Annotated in this window: 18 protein-coding genes; 17 read left to right on the forward strand and 1 reads right to left on the reverse strand. The window is 31.8% G+C overall.

All coding sequences use genetic code 11. The annotated features are described in order from the left end of the window. The first annotated feature begins 27 nt into the window (after positions 1–27). The 8 genes from ACX6CF_RS19160 (at position 28) to ACX6CF_RS19195 (ending at position 4768) form a co-directional block, all read left to right on the forward strand. Positions 28–339: a BMC domain-containing protein gene (locus ACX6CF_RS19160; RefSeq protein WP_458786980.1), complete on the forward strand. Its 312-nt coding sequence runs from the start codon at positions 28–30 to the stop codon at positions 337–339. A gap of 68 nt (positions 340–407) precedes the next feature. After that, positions 408–686, forward strand: coding sequence for a BMC domain-containing protein (locus ACX6CF_RS19165; RefSeq protein WP_458787031.1), 279 nt, complete (start codon positions 408–410; stop codon positions 684–686). A gap of 42 nt (positions 687–728) precedes the next feature. After that, a complete protein-coding gene (locus tag ACX6CF_RS19170; RefSeq protein ID WP_458786981.1) occupies positions 729–1028 on the forward strand; it encodes a BMC domain-containing protein in 300 nt (99 codons plus the stop codon). Between the two features lie 199 nt (positions 1029–1227). Further along, positions 1228–1506 (forward strand): BMC domain-containing protein, encoded by a 279-nt coding sequence (locus ACX6CF_RS19175; RefSeq protein ID WP_339363030.1) that lies wholly within the window; start codon positions 1228–1230, stop codon positions 1504–1506. A 98-nt stretch (positions 1507–1604) separates the two neighbouring features. Continuing rightward, positions 1605–2234, forward strand: a complete 630-nt coding sequence (gene pduL, locus ACX6CF_RS19180) for a phosphate propanoyltransferase (RefSeq protein WP_458786982.1) — start codon at positions 1605–1607, stop codon at positions 2232–2234. A gap of 215 nt (positions 2235–2449) precedes the next feature. Then, positions 2450–2719, forward strand: coding sequence for a EutN/CcmL family microcompartment protein (locus tag ACX6CF_RS19185; protein ID WP_458786983.1), 270 nt, complete (start codon positions 2450–2452; stop codon positions 2717–2719). 17 nt (positions 2720–2736) lie between these two features. Next, positions 2737–3285 (forward strand): BMC domain-containing protein, encoded by a 549-nt coding sequence (locus tag ACX6CF_RS19190; protein WP_458786984.1) that lies wholly within the window; start codon positions 2737–2739, stop codon positions 3283–3285. A 199-nt stretch (positions 3286–3484) separates the two neighbouring features. Next, positions 3485–4768 (forward strand): alpha-L-fucosidase, encoded by a 1284-nt coding sequence (locus tag ACX6CF_RS19195; RefSeq protein ID WP_458786985.1) that lies wholly within the window; start codon positions 3485–3487, stop codon positions 4766–4768. Between the two features lie 125 nt (positions 4769–4893). On the opposite strand, the gene ACX6CF_RS19200 is transcribed toward ACX6CF_RS19195, so the two are convergent. Next, the gene (locus tag ACX6CF_RS19200) at positions 4894–5730 is read right to left on the reverse strand and encodes a helix-turn-helix domain-containing protein (protein ID WP_458786986.1); all 837 of its coding nucleotides are present in this window, start codon (positions 5728–5730) and stop codon (positions 4894–4896) included. 517 nt (positions 5731–6247) lie between these two features. Here ACX6CF_RS19200 and glnA point away from each other — a divergent pair. The 9 genes from glnA to rhaS all read left to right on the forward strand — a co-directional run bounded on the left by glnA (position 6248) and on the right by rhaS (position 17205). Further along, positions 6248–7678 (forward strand): type I glutamate--ammonia ligase, encoded by a 1431-nt coding sequence (gene glnA, locus ACX6CF_RS19205; protein WP_458786987.1) that lies wholly within the window; start codon positions 6248–6250, stop codon positions 7676–7678. A gap of 211 nt (positions 7679–7889) precedes the next feature. Then, positions 7890–8855 carry an ABC transporter permease gene (locus ACX6CF_RS19210; RefSeq protein ID WP_458786988.1) on the forward strand — a complete coding sequence of 322 codons (966 nt, stop codon included), beginning with the start codon at positions 7890–7892 and terminating at the stop codon, positions 8853–8855. 12 nt (positions 8856–8867) lie between these two features. Next, the gene (locus ACX6CF_RS19215; RefSeq protein WP_458786989.1) at positions 8868–9827 is read left to right on the forward strand and encodes an ABC transporter permease; all 960 of its coding nucleotides are present in this window, start codon (positions 8868–8870) and stop codon (positions 9825–9827) included. A 1-nt stretch (position 9828) separates the two neighbouring features. Continuing rightward, on the forward strand, positions 9829–10608 hold the full coding sequence (locus ACX6CF_RS19220) for a DeoR/GlpR family DNA-binding transcription regulator (protein WP_458787032.1): 780 nt from the start codon (positions 9829–9831) through the stop codon (positions 10606–10608). A gap of 45 nt (positions 10609–10653) precedes the next feature. Further along, a complete protein-coding gene (locus ACX6CF_RS19225; RefSeq protein WP_458786990.1) occupies positions 10654–12102 on the forward strand; it encodes a sugar ABC transporter ATP-binding protein in 1449 nt (482 codons plus the stop codon). A gap of 375 nt (positions 12103–12477) precedes the next feature. Beyond that, positions 12478–13968, forward strand: coding sequence for a sugar ABC transporter ATP-binding protein (locus ACX6CF_RS19230; RefSeq protein WP_458786991.1), 1491 nt, complete (start codon positions 12478–12480; stop codon positions 13966–13968). Between the two features lie 35 nt (positions 13969–14003). Next, positions 14004–15011, forward strand: coding sequence for an ABC transporter permease (locus ACX6CF_RS19235; RefSeq protein WP_458786992.1), 1008 nt, complete (start codon positions 14004–14006; stop codon positions 15009–15011). 3 nt (positions 15012–15014) lie between these two features. Beyond that, on the forward strand, positions 15015–16016 hold the full coding sequence (locus ACX6CF_RS19240; protein ID WP_458786993.1) for an ABC transporter permease: 1002 nt from the start codon (positions 15015–15017) through the stop codon (positions 16014–16016). A 130-nt stretch (positions 16017–16146) separates the two neighbouring features. Further along, positions 16147–17205 (forward strand): rhamnose ABC transporter substrate-binding protein, encoded by a 1059-nt coding sequence (gene rhaS, locus ACX6CF_RS19245; RefSeq protein ID WP_458786994.1) that lies wholly within the window; start codon positions 16147–16149, stop codon positions 17203–17205. Positions 17206–17253: the final 48 nt, after the last annotated feature.

Genomic DNA, 17253 nt, shown 5'->3' on the forward strand with positions numbered 1-17253 from the left:
CTTTTAGTAAATGAAAGGAATGTTTCTATGAATCAAGCAGTAGGACTTATAGAAGTTTTTGGATTAGTTGCAGGTTTTGTAGCAGCTGATGCAGCATGCAAAGCTGGTAATGTTACTATACAGTCATTTGATAAGAATAAACCTCTAAATGCTGATAAATTACCTGTTCCATTATTAGTATGTTTGAAAATCCGTGGTGGAATTGATGATGTAAAGGCAGCATTGGAAGCTGCTGAAGAAGCGGCAGATAATCTTACTGGTGTATATTCAAAACATTTGATAGCTAGGCCAACAGAAGAAACAGAAAAAATGTTAGGACTTAATTGTTTAAAAGCTTAGTTATATTAATAAGTAGACTACAAATATATGATAATAGTAAAAAAAAAACAAAAAACAAGGAGGAATTTATTATGCAAGAAGCATTAGGTATGGTAGAAACAAGAGGATTGGTAGCAGCGATTGAAGCGGCTGACGCAATGGTAAAAGCAGCGGATGTTGTTTTAATAGGAACTGAAAAGATTGGATCAGGACTTGTAAGTGTTATGGTAAGAGGAGATGTAGGAGCAGTTAAGGCAGCTACAGAAGTTGGTTCAGATGCAGCATCAAGATTAGGAGAATTAGTAGCAGTTCATGTAATTCCAAGACCACATACAGATATTGAAAAAATACTACCAAGTATTAATTAGACTCGATTTAACTAGTTAAATATATTGAAAGGAAGTAAAATAGTGAAGGCTTTAGGCTTAGTTGAAATATCAGGATTAGTGCCAGCAATAAATGCATTAGATGGTATGTTAAAAACTGCTGATGTAGAATTTGTGACATGGGAAAAGAAATTAGGTGGAAGGCTTGTAACTATTATTGTGACAGGAACAGTTTCATCTGTCCAAGAAGCTGTTGACTATGTGACAAATATGAAAGACATTAAGTTAGCAGCTCATGCAGTTATTCCCAGACCTCATGAAGAATTAGATAAACTAATTGAAATGAGTACTGAGAAATATAAAAACTTGAATGGTGGTGAATAAGCCAGAAGTTATGGAAAATGAAGAGAAAGTATTAGACAAACCACAAGTTATGGAAAAAGACGAAAAAGTAGTAAATAAAGCCGAAGAAAAGAAAACAAAGAGTAGAGGTAAAGGTAAAAATAGTAAGAAGAAACCAGTAACAAAAGAAGTTGAAATAGAAGAAAAAAAATCTGATGACATTAAAACTTTTAAGGAGGAAATTAGAATGGAAGCTTTAGGAATGATAGAAACAAGAGGGTTAGTAGCGGCAATTGAGGCAGCAGATGCAATGGTAAAAGCAGCGAATGTTACATTAATAGGAACAGAGAAAATTGGATCAGGACTTGTAAGTGTTATGGTAAGAGGAGATGTAGGAGCAGTAAAAGCTGCAACTGAAACAGGATCTCAAGCAGCATCAAGATTAGGAGAATTAGTAGCAGTTCACGTAATTCCAAGACCTCATGGTGATGTAAGTAAAATTTTACCAAGTATTAAATAGCTTTAGATAATAAAAGAAGAATTAGACTTGAAGGATAGACTTAAGTATACAGTAAAACTTTCATAGGTTTTTAAGAAAGTGAAAGGAATTGATGTGGTGTGGAGCAATCAGCATTAGTTGATTTAATCTCAAAAAAAGTATTAGAACAAATTAACCAAACAAAAGGTGGTATTCCAGTAGGTGTGTCTGCAAGACATTTACATCTAAGTAGAGAAGATGTTGATAAATTATTTGGTAAAGGTTATGAACTAACACCTATTAAAGAGTTAATGGGTGGTCAATATGCAGCAAAGGAAACAGTAACTATTGTAGGAACTAAACTTAGACCTATTGAGAATGTAAGAGTACTTGGACCTATTCGTCCAAAGACTCAGGTTGAAGTATCTAAAACTGATGCTGTGAGACTTGGATTAAACCCGCCTATAAAACCTTCTGGTGACCTTGATGAAGCGGCACCTATTACAATAGTAGGACCGAAAGGTGCTATATCATTGGATAATGCTTGTATTATTGCCATGAGGCATATACATATGTCACCTGAAGATGCTGTAAGTTATGGTGTAAAAGATAAACAAATTGTGAAAGTGAGAGTATCTAGTGACAGAGGTGGTATGTTGACTAATGTATTGATTCGTGTTCATGATACGTACACATTGCAAATGCATATTGATACTGATGAGGCTAATGCTCTTAGTATCAAGTGTAATGATAGTGTAGAAATTGTATAAATAAATAATTTTTTAAGGAAATAACAGTGTACAATGTTATTTCCTTAGAAAAATGGGTTAGGGGTATAGTGTTATAATCACTTGCCTTACGCTGAGAAGCGATCGGTCTGCGTGATTATAACACTATACCCCTTCTTTGTTGGAAGACGGTAGGGCGAATTCATGATATATATGAGTTAGAGTATGATAAATAGTCATAAGTAGGTGAATATAAAATGATAGTTGGTAAGGTAATAGGTACATTGGTTTCAACGAGAAAGTTGAATAATTTGGTCGGAAGTAAATTCTTGATTATTGAGAGTGCATCTAATATGGGGACAGATAAGAGAGTTGTTGCGGTAGATCAAGTTGGTGCAGGTATCGGCGATTATGTTCTAGTGGCTTTGGGAAGTGCTGCAAGGATAGGGGCATTAAGAGAGGCTTCTATTGATGCTGCAGTTGTTGGAATAATTGATGATGAAAATAATATAATAGATATTCTTTAAGTGCTGAGGTGGTAATAATGGATTATGCTCTAGGTATGGTTGAATTTAAAAATATCGCTATGGGTATAACTGTAACGGATTTAATGATAAAAGCTTCAAATGTGAGTATTGTGAAATCGTTAATAACATGTCCAGGTAAATATATGGTCATTATACGTGGTAAGCTAAGTTCACTGAATGCGGCTATTGATAAGAGTAAAGAGTATAAAGAACTTGTGACAGATTATTTTATATTGGGAAATCCCCATGAGAGTATTTATGATGCATTTGCTGGAAAATACGAAATTAATAAAGATGAAGCAATGGGTATTATAGAAACTTCTAATGTGCCATGCCTTATTGAAGCTGCTGATATGATAGCTAAGACAGCTAGATGTTATATATTGAAGATAAAGATGGCAAGAGAACTTGGTGGAAAAGCATTAGTATTTTTTGCTGGTGAAGTTGCTGCTGTTGAAGCATCTTCAAAAGTTGCAATAAGATATATAACCGAAAAAGATAAATTGATTAGTCATTCGATAATAGCAAGTCCTGATCCAATGATATGGGATGCTATTATTAAATAATATATTAGTATGTAGGTCACTGGATTACTTCAGTGGCTTTTGCTTTTTTATAGGAAAGTATTGCTTATTAGCATATGAAATATAATTCCCTGCAATATGTTAATAATATATAAATTCTTGCTCATTAAAGATATTCTAATATTCAAGTGTTTTATATAGAATAATGAATAACAAATATTATATGAAAGTAGGGATATATATGTTGAAATGCAAGGCGGATTATGAAGCTGACATAGCTAAAAGCAGAGATGATAGGATGAAATGGTGGAGAGATGCAAGATTCGGTATGTTCATCCATTATGGTCTTTATTCACAATTAGGAAGAAATGAATGGGCTATGGCATTAGAGAATTATGATATAAAAGAGTATGAAAAGTTGGCTGAGGCTTTTAAACCAGAAGAAGGTACTATTAGAAAATGGGCTGAGCTTGCTAAAAAGGCAGGCATGAAATACATGGTATTGACAACAAGACATCATGAAGGTTTCAGTTTATGGGATTCTAAGGTGAATCCGTATAATTCGGTAAATTATGGACCAAAAAGAGATTTGGTAAAAGAATTCGTAGATGCTTGTAGAGAATTTGACTTGAAAATAGGTTTTTATTCTTCACTTATGGATTGGCATCACGAAGATAGCTGGAAATGTGCCTTTGATAGAGAAGCACGTATTCGTTTTACTAATTATATAAAAGAGCTTAATAGAGAGCTTATGACCAATTATGGGAAGATAGATATTTTATGGTATGATGTACCACGTCCTATGGAATCCCCAGAAGGCTGGAATTCTCTGGAACTTAACCAAATGGTACGTGAATTACAACCACATATCATCATAAATGACAGAAGCTTATTACCTGAAGACTTTGGTACACCAGAAGAACATCTAACACCTGGTGAAAAAGATTGGGAAGCCTGTATGACTTTTAATGGTATAAGCTGGGGATATATAGATTCTGAACAAGCAAAACCTTATAGTTATACACCTCAACAAATCCTAAGAATGATTCAAAAAGTAACTGCTTTTGGAGGTAATCTTTTATTGAATGTCGGACCAAAACCAGATGGAACTATTCCAGAAGAAGTTATTGAACCATTAACAAAGGTTGGTGATTGGCTACAGGAGAACGGTGAAGCTGTATATGGACAAAAAGATAAAATAGGTAATACTAATGTTTGTGGGATATGTAACGTGACTAGTGAAGATAAATTCTTATATGTATGGGATATAATATGGCCTTCCAATAATAATCTAGTGATTGCTGGTATATGCAATGTCAAGTTAAAAGAAGTTAGATTATTGAAAGATGATACACCAGTTGATTTCATACAAGACGGTCATAGAATCATTCTTAAGAACTTACCTGATATTAATCCAGACCAATCAGTTGGAATACCTGTTTTCCAACTAGAATTCGATAAAAAGCCTAAGTGTAATAGAGCTAGCTATTATCCACAATTAAATAGGGGGCAGACTTTCCTATAAAGTATAAAATAATAATAAGGGCTATATCTCATAATATTATATTTCAATTATGAGATAGCCCTTATTTTAGTATGCAAAATCATAAATTAGTGTTCAAATAATGATCACTACTGATATGTAATCTTCTATACATCAGAATTAAGTAAATCAGTATTATTGAAATGCTGACGATACTCCGATGGTGAATAACCTACATATTGTTTGAATGCCTTAGAAAAATGATAAACATTAGCATATCCAACACGCTCACCAATCTCTGATATACTCAAATAAGAAGATAAAAGCAAGAATTCAGCTTGCTTCATCCTAAGTCTTAAAATATATTTCATAGGAGATATACCCAAAGAAGCCTTGAAAAATCTTATGAAATGACTAGGATGGAAATTAAGTTTTTCAGCCAGTATTTGATTGCTAAGAGGTCTTGATATATTTTTTTCAATATAATGAAGTATAAAAGATATTTTTTCATTAAAAAATAAAGTAGGGACATCACAGTCACTATCCTTATTAGCTTCTCTAATATATAATGCAATCAATTCAATCAATAACGACTTTATCATAAGTAAAGCAGGTAAATCCTCATGGTCGTAATAACCCAATAGTTTCTTATATAATTTGATAACATGATGATAATCTTGAACAGTAACTACATAAGGTAATTGAACATAATCAAACAAATTGCTATCACCTATTTTTGCATCAAAATGACACCAATATTTTAAATATGTATTTTCACTTATTGTACCAAACGAAACCTTTTTACCCGCCGGTAATAATATTAAATCCCCACCTGTTGGAAAATACTTCTTACCATCTATCTCAACAAATCCTTTACCATCACATATAAAATAAAAACGATTAAATTCCTGCTTGGAAATCACCTCTCCCCAAGTGGGTGACACCTTAGTATAACTCATTATACGCAAATTGACTTTTACATCAGCAAGTAAAGACTCGTTCATTATAACTCCACCTTTAATTAGATTAACCTTATTCTAATCTTTTTTAATTATAACATACAAATAAAATAATAAGTTGACTGAGTTTTCTTAATAAACTCTGAACTAGCCATCAATAACGCTAATAAAGAAGAAAAAGTATTTTGTGAATCATAACCAAGGTGATTAGTAGCAAAATAGTATATGTATATGTGGAGTAGTGAGGCAGGACGCCGAATCCAGCTTTTTGCTCAGGACGAGCAAGTAGATGGCGTAACATATACATATACTATTTTGCAAAAACCACGTCAGAACAAAACATTTTTTCTGACTGACTGGTAATTAGATAATATATTATAATTTAAAATAAACCATACAAATACAATCACTAAGTTGCATTATAATAAAGTTTTCCCATCAAAAAATTAATTTAATTAGGAATATTTAAATTAATAATTATATAAACTATTTAATGTTGTAATAACAGATAATATGATTTAAAATGCAGTTACCAAAACTTATTGATTTAGGGGGATGCTATATGTTTAAAGATTTAAATGGACTTAAAAATTATTGCAGAGAAAATGATATTAAAGTCATTGATTTTAAAGTTATTGATTTAGCCGGAAGATGGCATCATCTAACCATTCCAACAACTAGATTTACCGAAAAAACACTAGAAGATGGTATTGGTTTTGATGGCTCAAGCTATGGTTTTCTAACAGTTGAAAAATCGGATATGGTATTTATTCCAGATTTAAGTAGCGCATTTGTAGATCCTTTTAATGAAGTACCTGCATTAACCATGATAGGTAACATCTATTCTATAGGGGATAAGATAGAAAGGTTTGAAGGAGACCCAAGATATGTTGCCGAAAAAGCAGAAAAATATATGACAGAAACTGGTATTGCAGATAAGACTTTGTATGGACCTGAATTTGAATTTTATATTCTAGACCATATATCATATAAAACAACTCCCAACCATATGGAAGTTTATCTAGATTCTGAACAAGCAGATTGGAATATGGGGAACAGAGAAACTAAGAATCTTGGATTTAAAGTTAGTCATCATGATGGTTATCATGTGGATATTCCTAATGACGTTAATTACAATCTTAGAAATAAGATGGTGTTAATGCTTGAAGAACTAGGAGTACCTGTCAAATATCATCATACAGAAGTAGGGGGACCTGGTCAATTAGAAATAGAATTGAGCTTTAGTGGTTTGCTAGAAATGGCTGACCGAACTATGTTAACTAAATATGTTTTGAAAAACGAAGCAGTAAGGAATGGTAAGACAGTCACTTTTATGCCTAAGCCAATATTTGGTGAAGCCGGGAATGGTATGCATGTACATTTCCAATTGTTCAAAGATTCTAAACCTATATTCTATGATGAAAATGGATACTCTGGTTTGAGTGATTCCGCATTATATGCAATAGGTGGAATCCTAAAACATTCACCAGCACTGATGGCATTCACTAATCCAAGTACTAACTCATACAAACGACTTGTACCTGGATATGAAGCGCCTGTTAGCATTTGTTTTGCTACGGCTAATAGAAGTTCAGTTATTAGAATACCAGGGTATGCTAAAAAACCTGACGCCAAGCGTTTCGAATTCAGACCATCTGATGCAACATGTAATCCATACATAGCTTATTCGGCTCTAATGATGGCAATGCTGGATGGAATAATAAATAAGATTGATCCTACTGAAGAAGGTTATGGACCATATGATGTTAATATTTTTAATCTTCCAGAAGAAGAAAAAGCTAAGATTAAAGGGTTACCAAAATCTCTTTATGAAGCAGCTGATGAACTAGAAAAAGATTATGAATTCTTATTAAAAGGTGGAGTATTCACTGAGGGTATAATTAGAGACCAGTTGAAACGTATTAGAAGGGATGCCGCAAAAGTAAGTATTATGCCTAATCCACTAGAATTTGAAATGTATTTTGATTTATAATAATATAAAAAGATTAGTGATAAATAATTTATTGCTAATCTTTTATTTAATTGATAGAATAGTAACAGGGTATTTATAAGATAAATAGCCTATAATAATATTATGGAGATAATCCAGTATTAGCCAAGTTAGAGATTATAGTATTGACTTTTTTCGCAAAGTATATGATACTAAATTAATAAATACTGTCTTGGAGGTGTGGACTTATACTATGAAAAAGAAACACAGATTAGGAAGAGAGTATTACTTAGCAATAATATCCGTTGTTTTTGTATTATTAATATCCTCCATCAATCCTAACTTCATTAAAATCAGTGAATTGATAGATTTATTTAAAAGTAATGCAGTTTATTTTATAGGTGCTTTTGGTGTATTGTTAGTTATGATTCTGGGTGGTATTGATTTATCTATAGGTTCTATGATAGCTTCTATTGCTATTATAGTGGCACAATGTCTTAAGATGTATAATATTAATGTATGGCAAGCTTTTATTTTAGCTTGTATTCTAGGTATGATTTTTGGCTGGATTAATGGAATCTTAGTCTCTAAATTAAATGTTTCGTCTGTAATAATTACAATAGCGACAATGAGTATATATAGGGGTATGGTAAAATATTTTATCCAAACAAGATATATCCTTCAATTACCTGAAGGTATTTCCAGATTTGGAAGAATAACAATTGCTGGGATTCCTATTCAAATATTATTTATTATTATCTTAGGGGGTATAACTTATTTTATATTGAAATATACCACTATGGGAAGAGGTATATACGCTATCGGAGGTAATGAGAAGCAAGCAATAAGAAGAGGATATAATAAACATAGGATAACCATTTTTACGTATGCATATTGTGGCTTGATGGCTGGTATTAGTGCATTTATCCATCTAACCTTAATAGGTGAGGCATATATTGAAGGATATGCTGGTTATGAAATAACTTTTATTATTATGTTGGTTCTAGGTGGGGTTAGCATTGTAGGCGGTTATGGATCGGTAAAAGGAGCTATATTTGGAGTGATATTCATCATTCTATTGAAAAATGGATTTACCTATATTCATATTTCTGTATTTTTGCATAAAATTCTTATAGGAATAGTGTTTACTGTTCTTGTTAGTTATAATGTTATATATAATAAAAAAAATGAAAAGAAATATTCTGTAGAATATGATTAAGGATGTGAAACTGTGGGCAAAAATAAGGAAATAGTAATTCAAGGATCATTATTGATGATAACCATAATCTTAATGGCATTATTAAGTTCAGAGCAGTTTCTATCCAGATATAATTTGTTGATAATGTTGCATCAAATACCAGAATTCGGGATAATAGCACTAGCTGTCATGGTTGTAATGTTATTAGGGGATATCAATCTTTCCGTTATTGCAATGACAAAACTTGCTGGAATTATAGGTGGATTATTTATGGTCAGCCTACAATTACAAAATAGTTTTTTAGCCATATTTGGTATAATTATAATGATTGTTATTGGACTGATTTGCGGTCTGCTGAATGGAGCTTTGGTTTCATTTATAGGAGTACCATCAATAATAGCTACATTAGCTATGATGCTTTTGTTTGAAGGTATAGCCTTAGATGTGACACATGGTGGTGCTGTATCTAATTTTCCAAGAGAATTCTTGTGGATTGGAAATGATAGTATTGCTTTTGTTCCGGTACCATTAATCATATTTGTAATATTTGGTTGGATTACTTGGTACATATTAAAGAAAACACATGTAGGCAATCTTATATATAAAGTCGGGGAGGACAAGTTGGCTGCAAAATACTCAGGTATAGATGTCAGGAAAGTGATATTTCTAGCATATTGTTATGCGGGAGTATTGACAGGTGTTGCAGCAATCATTATGACTTCCAGATATAATTCCATTAGAGCTGATTATGGAACTTCCTATCTACTTAAAAGTATTGTAGCAGTTATATTAGGTGGAGTAAATGTGAATGGCGGCAAAGGCAGTGTAATAGGAGTTATGATATCTGTCTGTACATTAAGTGTCTTGTCAAGAGGGTTGGATATATTAGAATTGAGCCCATATTTGATTGACTTTTTAATGGGGCTTATATTGTTGGTTGTTTTATTTGTTAATTATTATTTAAAAAGAGATAAAAGGGTTACAGGTGAATAGTATGTTTGGTATGGAAAGACTACAAGCGATAAGAGAAACTTTATATGAGAATGGGTCTGTGGAAGTAGTTACCTTGAGTAAGATGTTATCTGTCTCTGAAATGACTATCAGAAGAGATTTGGATAAATTAGAAAAAGAGGGACTAGTTGTTAAGACTTATGGTGGAGCCATTCTAAAAAAAGAAAAAGATGAAGAAAGTTATATTATTGAAAAAAATGATAAGAATGAGTTGCACTCAAAAATAGCGAAGATTGCTAGTGAATTAATAGAAGACCATGAAGTGATTTTTATAGGGGGCAGTTCAATACTCTTTGAATTATCAGATTATCTAAAATCAAAAAAGGGGTTAGTTGTTGTAACAAATAACATAAATGTGGCTATGAACATCATAAGTTACAATACTGTAAAAGTAATTATTACAGCGGGAGAGATTGATCCTGCAACTGGTGATATATTTGGTTATGAAACCATTCATTCTTTAGATAATATTTTAATTGAAAAAGCATTTATAAGTGTTGATGGTATTGATAGTGAATTAGGATATACAACCAATAATAAAGAGTATTTAGATCTATACCGAGTACTTAGAAAAATCTCAAATAGAGTTATATTAGTTGCAGAACATAAACAGTATGGTAAAAGAGGGTTAAAGCGTATTGCACAATTAGATGACATAAAAGAAATTGTTGCAGATAAAAATATACCTGCTATGTTTAAAGAATATTATTTTAATAATGATATTAGATTATATGCTTCTTTAGTGGATATGGATCAATTTTAACAACGCAAAATTATATAAGACTTAATAGCGGGTAGGGTGAAAATTATGGGAAGATTACTTGCAAAGATGGAAAAAGTCACAAAAAAATATGGTAATATTGTTGCAGTTAATATTGAATCTTTTCGAGTATATGAAGGTGAGATATATGCTTTAATTGGTTCAAATGGTTCAGGAAAAACTACTATGATGAAGATTCTTTCGGGATTAGAAAGCTTTGACTCAGGAGTGGTTGAACTTTTGTGCGAAGATAAGATATTTATGATACATCATGAAACAAGTTTATTTCAAGAATTAAAAGTATATGAAAATATGTTTATGAATGATGAACCTAAAATCGGTATATCTAAGTTGAAAATAGTAGATTGGAAGAAAATAAGAGAGAGAACAATTAAGATATTAGATGAATATGGTCTGAAAATTGATATAGATACCAAGGTTAAATATCTATCTGTAGCAACTCAAAAGGTTCTGGAGATTGTAGTAGCTTTGGCTATGGAAAGTAAAATCATTATAATTGATGAACCTTTGGCACTATTAGATAAGAATGAAAGCGAGCAATTAAATAAACTTATAAAGAAGATAAAAGAAAAGGGAATGACAGTAATATATATATCCCACAGGATGGATGAAATACTTGAGATTGCAGATCATATCACAGTTCTGAATAAAGGGATTATTATTCAAGATGACATAAAAGAAAAATATGATAAGAGTCAACTGATAAGATATATGGTTGGTATTAAAAAAAGAGAACGGTATCCTAAAAGAAATTTTAAGATTGGTAGAGAATTGTTAAGGGTAGAGAATCTCTCCACAAAAGTAATTTCAGATATCAATTTTTCCGTTAATGAAGGAGAAATATTAGGAATTACTGGACTGAGAGGTTCACACAAATCAAGTATTGGATTAGCTCTATTCGGGGCTATGGATTTCAACGGAAATATATATATTGAAGATAGGAAAGCAAAGATCAGTTCTACACATCAAGCTGTTAACAATGGTATATGTTATATTGGAGATAAAAATGAAGGTGTTTTCTACGATAACAGTATATATGAAAATATGACTTCTGCAAATGTAAAGAAAATACGTGCTTTGAGTCGTTCTGCAAAAAAACTTATAACTAGTCATTATGTAGAAATGATGAACATAACACCTAATGACATAAGAGTAAGGTTAAGAAATCTTAGTGCGGGTAATAAAAAGAAAGTAATGTTGTCAAAATGGCTGTTCAGTAATTCTAAGATTTTTATATTCAATAAACCCACAGCTAACATAGATGTAGCTTCTAAAATTGATATTTATAATATATTTATGGATCTAGCAAGTTCTGGAGCTGCTATCATAATGATTTCAAATGATTTTGATGAATTAATTGGTATGAGTGATAGAATAGTAATAATGGATCAAGGAAAGATGGTAGCTGAATTAGATGGTTATGAGGCAAGTGAAGAAAAAATAATGAGACATATTACAATAAATAATAATAAATAAGCAAGTGATGAATTAATAGTTTTTTAAAAACAGGTAGATTATTCTTTTAATGAATAACCTACCTGTTTTGTTATATTTAGAAATAAGATTAACATACAATGATAGGAAAAAACAAAATAAAACACAAAACAACATTTTTCTATTGACTCGGAGTGGCATGTTTAGTATAATATAAACAAATAGAAAAGGCTTTTGGTTGAAAAAATATTAAAAACACTGAAAGTAGATACATAAAGATGGTTGGTAATGATAAAATAAAACAACTATTAACAAATATTTTTGTTTGGTTTTGTGATTATATCTAATGGTATTAAAATAAGTTTTATTTGTTTTATTATTGGATACCACAATGATAAATGAAAGGAGATTAGTCAAGTGTCAGATTTTGTACTTGAATTAAAAGGAATTACGAAGATCTTTCCAGGGGTTAAAGCTTTAGATAATGTGGAGTTTAGGCTAAGAGAAGGTCAGATTCATGCAATAATGGGAGAAAATGGTGCTGGTAAATCTACATTTATTAAAATTATAACAGGTGTCTTAATACCAGAAGAAGGCGAAATATTTCTAGAAGGTAAAAAGATAAATATGAAAAATCCAAAAGATGCTCAGAAACTTGGAATTGCTGCAATATACCAACATGTAACATGTTATCCTGATCTAAGTGTTGCTGGAAATATTTTTATGGGTCATGAAAAAATTCATAGCGTCACTAAAAGGATTTTATGGAAACAGATGTATGAAGAAGCTAATGAAATTTTAAAGGAATTAGGTGCTGAGTTCAATTCGAAAATGCAAATGGGTTTACTCAGTGTTGCTCAACAGCAGATTGTTGAAATTGCAAAGGCATTATCAACAAATGCAAAAATAATTATCATGGATGAACCTACAGCTGCTTTAACTAAAAAAGAAAGCGAAGAATTATATAGAATAGCAGAAAAGTTAAGAGATAATGGAGTATCTATTATATTCATTTCTCACAGATTTGAAGATATGTATAGACTTGCCACTGAAGTAACTGTTTTTAGAGATTCAAAATATATAGGCACATGGAAAGTTGATGAAATCTCTAATGAAGATTTAATAGTCGCAATGGTTGGACGAGAGATTACTCAACTATTCCCTAAAAATGAAGTGGAAATAGGGGAAGAGTTATTAAGAGTAGAAAAGCTTTCAAAAAATGGATTATTCAGAGATATATCATTCAATTTACATAAAGGTGAGATATTAGGATTAACTGGCCTTGTAGGTGCATCCAGAACTGAGGTTTGCCAAACCATTTTTGGTATTATGGAATCAGATGAAGGTAAGATATTTTTTGATGGAGAAGAAGTTAATATTCATGAGCCAAAAGATGCTATGAAATTAGGTATTGGATATCTACCAGAAGATAGACAAAAGCAAGGATTAGTACTTGAATGGGGATTGGATAAAAATATTACATTACCAACTCTTGATGAATACTCAAAAAATGGATGGTTAATTAATAAAAAGGAATCGGAAATTGCAAAAGAATTATGTGAGAAAGTTGATGTAAAGGCTACAAGTATTTTTGATTTAGCTAGTTCCTTATCTGGTGGTAACCAGCAAAAAATAGTTGTAGCTAAATTATTAGCTGCGGATTTAAAAGTAATTATATTGGATGAACCTACAAAAGGTGTTGATGTAGGTGCGAAATCAGCAATATATGAAATCATGAGTGATTTAGCTTGTAAGGGATATGGCATTATTATGATTTCTTCTGAAATGCCAGAGATACTAGGTATGAGTGATAAAATTATTGTTATGCGTGAAGGCCGAATTACAGCTGCTTTAGATAGAGAAGATGCTTCTCAGGAAGTTATCCTAGAGCATGCAATGGCTAAGTAAATACTCAATCAAGTATATTAAGAAAGGATAAGATCATGGCGGAGAAAAGTATAATCAGAAACATAAAGAACATGGATGTTTCAAAGATTAAGGAATTAGGTTTAATAATGTTTATTGTACTATTATCTGTAGTAGTTCAGATTCGAAATTCTAGTTTTCTAACCTTTGAAAATCTTAATGATATGATTACGAATACAGCAATACTCAGTATATTGGCAGTTGGTATGATGCTTGTAATAATTACTAGAGGAATTGATCTATCAGTAGGAGCAACATTAGCACTATCTGGTATGATATCTGCTTTAACTGTTAGCAAGTATCCAGAGTTAAATCCTTTAATAGTAATTTTGTTAGGAACATTGGTTGGTTTAATATGCGGAAGTGTAATAGGGTTATTAGTTGCGAAAGCTAAGATATTTCCTATCATTGCTACTTTGGGTATGATGAATGTTTATAGAGGACTTACATTCATGGCAAGTGGAGGTAAATGGGTAAGTGCTCATCAAATGAGCAAAGGATTCAAGAATATTGCTACCAGCTCTATATTAGGTATCAATACATTGATATTCATAGCAATCATTATATATATTGTTTTCTATTATTTCATTAATCACACTAGAACAGGTAGACAGATATATGCAGTAGGTAGCAATCCTGATTCAGCAAGAATAAGCGGAATAAATACAGATAAGATATTATGGTTAGTATATTCCATAATGGGTGGACTTGCGGGTCTCTCAGGAGTGTTATGGGTTTCCAAATTCGCTTCAGCTCAAGGTAATACTGCTGCTGGATATGAACTGAATGTTATTGCTGCATGTGTATTAGGTGGTGTCAGTATAGCTGGAGGGTCAGGAAAGATCTCAGGAATTCTATTGGGTTCCTTGTTATTAGGTATTCTCAATAATGCATTACCATTGTTGTTGGTTTCACCTTTTTGGCAGCAAGCGATACAAGGATTCATTATCCTATTTGCTGTGTTAGTTAATGCTATTGTCAAAGAAAATATTAAGAAAAAAAATCTTACTAGGAGGAAGATATAAATCATGGAGAAACGAATAATCAGAAACAAAAAAGATATTACTCTAAAAAGTTTTTTCTTCCAGTGGGAATGGCTACTGATTTTAATATTTATCATCATTAATGTTGTAAATGCTAATTTATCATCTTATTATTTGAATTTCAATACTATAATTGATGCTACAATGACCTTTTTAGATAAAGCATTCATTGTTTTACCAATGGCATTCATTTTAGTTCTTGGTGATATTGATATATCCGTTGGGTCAACCGTTGCGTTGTCTTCTGTAATTATGGCTGTGCTATATAATATGGGAATTCCAATGCCGATAGCTATGGTTATATGTTTGCTTGCTGGTACTGTATGTGGATTTATAAATGGTTTCTTATTAGTAAAATTCAAAGAATTATCCGCAGTTATTGTTACATTATCCACAATGATAATATATCGTGGTATTGCCTACATCATTTTGGAAGATCAAGCTGCTGGTAAATTTCCTAAATGGTATACATTTCTAGGATGGGGATACGTTGGAAAAATTCCATTTATATTGATTGTATTTGTTGTTTTTGCAATATTATTTGGATTGTTATTACATAAAACTACTTTCGGTAGACGAGTTTTTGCAATGGGAAATAATATAACTTCCAGTAAATTTTCAGGAGTCAAAGTGGATAAGATAAAAATAATTATTTTTACACTTACTGGTTTGATGGCGGGGGTTACAGCGCTATTCCTTACTTCTCGAATGGGGAGTACAAGACCTAATGTTGCAACAGGTTATGAATTAGATGTAATCGCTATGGCTGTTCTTGGAGGTATTAGTTCAGCTGGAGGTAAAGGAAGGATGATAGGTGCAGTTATTTCTATCTTCCTAATAGGTTTTCTAAGATATGGTTTAGGGTTAATTAATATACCAGCTCAAATATTACTTATAATAATTGGTTTATTACTTATATTTGCAGTAATGGTACCAAATCTGAAACAGACTTTCGGCAAATTTTTTAGAAAAAATGGTACTAGATAAGTTGAATCAAGGAAAATATATTGAACTTATTAAGATGATTGTATATATGGTATGTTCAATATATGAATAATTAATCGATATAAAGTGGTTATACTATTTTATATAAAAAAATAAAAGAGGAGAATGCAAAATGAAAAAAATACTTTCTATGCTTTTAGTACTAACATTAATTTTTGCTATAACTGGATGTGGGGGGAAAGAGGATACATCAGATAGCTCAAACACATCAAATAAAAAAGAAACTGCTGATAAAGAGAAAAAAGCTAAATACGCTATTATAGTTAAAAACACAGGAAATCCATATAATGAAAAAGAAATGGAAGGATTTAAAAAAGCTATTGATGAAATTGGTGCAGAAGCTATTTTGAAAGCGCCTGATCAACCAACTGCAGAAGCTCAAATTCAAATGATCGAAGAATTGATAGCTCAAAAAGTAGATTGTATTGCTATTGCAGGTAATGACCCTGATGCACTTCAGCCAGCATTACAAAAAGCTATGAATGCAGGTATTAAGGTGCTTTCATTAGACTCAGCAGTAAATAGTGACAGTCGTATGATTCATGTTAACCAAGCAGATCCTGAAAGAATAGGTCGTGTTCAAATAGAAGCTATATCTGAAATGATTAATGGGGAAGGTCAGATTGCTGTACTTAGTGCAACTTCTCAAGCTACAAATCAAAATACATGGATTGAATGGATGAAAAAAGAATTAGAAAAAAGTGATTACTCGAACATAGAATTAGTTAAAGTTGCTTATGGAGATGACTTAAGAGATAAAAGTGTATCTGAAATGGAAGCATTGTTAAAGTCATATCCTCAACTTAATGGTATCATTGCTCCAACAACAGTAGGTATTGCAGCAGCAGGTAAAGTTATTACAGACAAAGGTTTGTCGGATAGAATTCAATTAACTGGTCTAGGATTACCAAGTGAGATGGCTGAATATATTGAAAGTGGAGTATGTCAATGGATGTATTTATGGAATCCAATTGATGTAGGATACTTAGCAGGATATACAGCGGAAGCACTAGTGACTGGAAAAATTACAGGGGCTGAAGGAGATAAGTTCACAGCTGGAGATCTAGGTGAAAAATCAGTTATTAGCGTTGGAGATGGAACTGAAGTCATGTTAGGAGATCCTTACAAATTTGATGCTGGCAATATAGCAGAGTGGAAAGAAATTTATTAATAAATTACTTAAGGTCAACATAATTTAACAATGGGGTTGTCTCATTAT

The sequence above is a fragment of the Vallitalea sediminicola genome, from assembly GCF_054408565.1.

Bases quoted from the DNA above. Each gene is read 5' to 3' on its own strand.
- ACX6CF_RS19190 (WP_458786984.1), top strand. From the start codon at position 2,737: ATGGATTATGCTCTAGGTATGGTTGAATTTAAAAATATCGCTATGGGT.
- ACX6CF_RS19235 (WP_458786992.1), top strand. From the start codon at position 14,004: ATGGCGGAGAAAAGTATAATCAGAAACATAAAGAACATGGATGTTTCA.
- ACX6CF_RS19220 (WP_458787032.1), top strand. From the start codon at position 9,829: ATGTTTGGTATGGAAAGACTACAAGCGATAAGAGAAACTTTATATGAG.
- glnA (WP_458786987.1), top strand. From the start codon at position 6,248: ATGTTTAAAGATTTAAATGGACTTAAAAATTATTGCAGAGAAAATGAT.
- ACX6CF_RS19225 (WP_458786990.1), top strand. From the start codon at position 10,654: ATGGGAAGATTACTTGCAAAGATGGAAAAAGTCACAAAAAAATATGGT.
- ACX6CF_RS19195 (WP_458786985.1), top strand. From the start codon at position 3,485: ATGTTGAAATGCAAGGCGGATTATGAAGCTGACATAGCTAAAAGCAGA.
- ACX6CF_RS19200 (WP_458786986.1), bottom strand. From the start codon at position 5,730: ATGAACGAGTCTTTACTTGCTGATGTAAAAGTCAATTTGCGTATAATG.
- ACX6CF_RS19160 (WP_458786980.1), top strand. From the start codon at position 28: ATGAATCAAGCAGTAGGACTTATAGAAGTTTTTGGATTAGTTGCAGGT.
- ACX6CF_RS19240 (WP_458786993.1), top strand. From the start codon at position 15,015: ATGGAGAAACGAATAATCAGAAACAAAAAAGATATTACTCTAAAAAGT.
- rhaS (WP_458786994.1), top strand. From the start codon at position 16,147: ATGAAAAAAATACTTTCTATGCTTTTAGTACTAACATTAATTTTTGCT.
- ACX6CF_RS19185 (WP_458786983.1), top strand. From the start codon at position 2,450: ATGATAGTTGGTAAGGTAATAGGTACATTGGTTTCAACGAGAAAGTTG.
- ACX6CF_RS19210 (WP_458786988.1), top strand. From the start codon at position 7,890: ATGAAAAAGAAACACAGATTAGGAAGAGAGTATTACTTAGCAATAATA.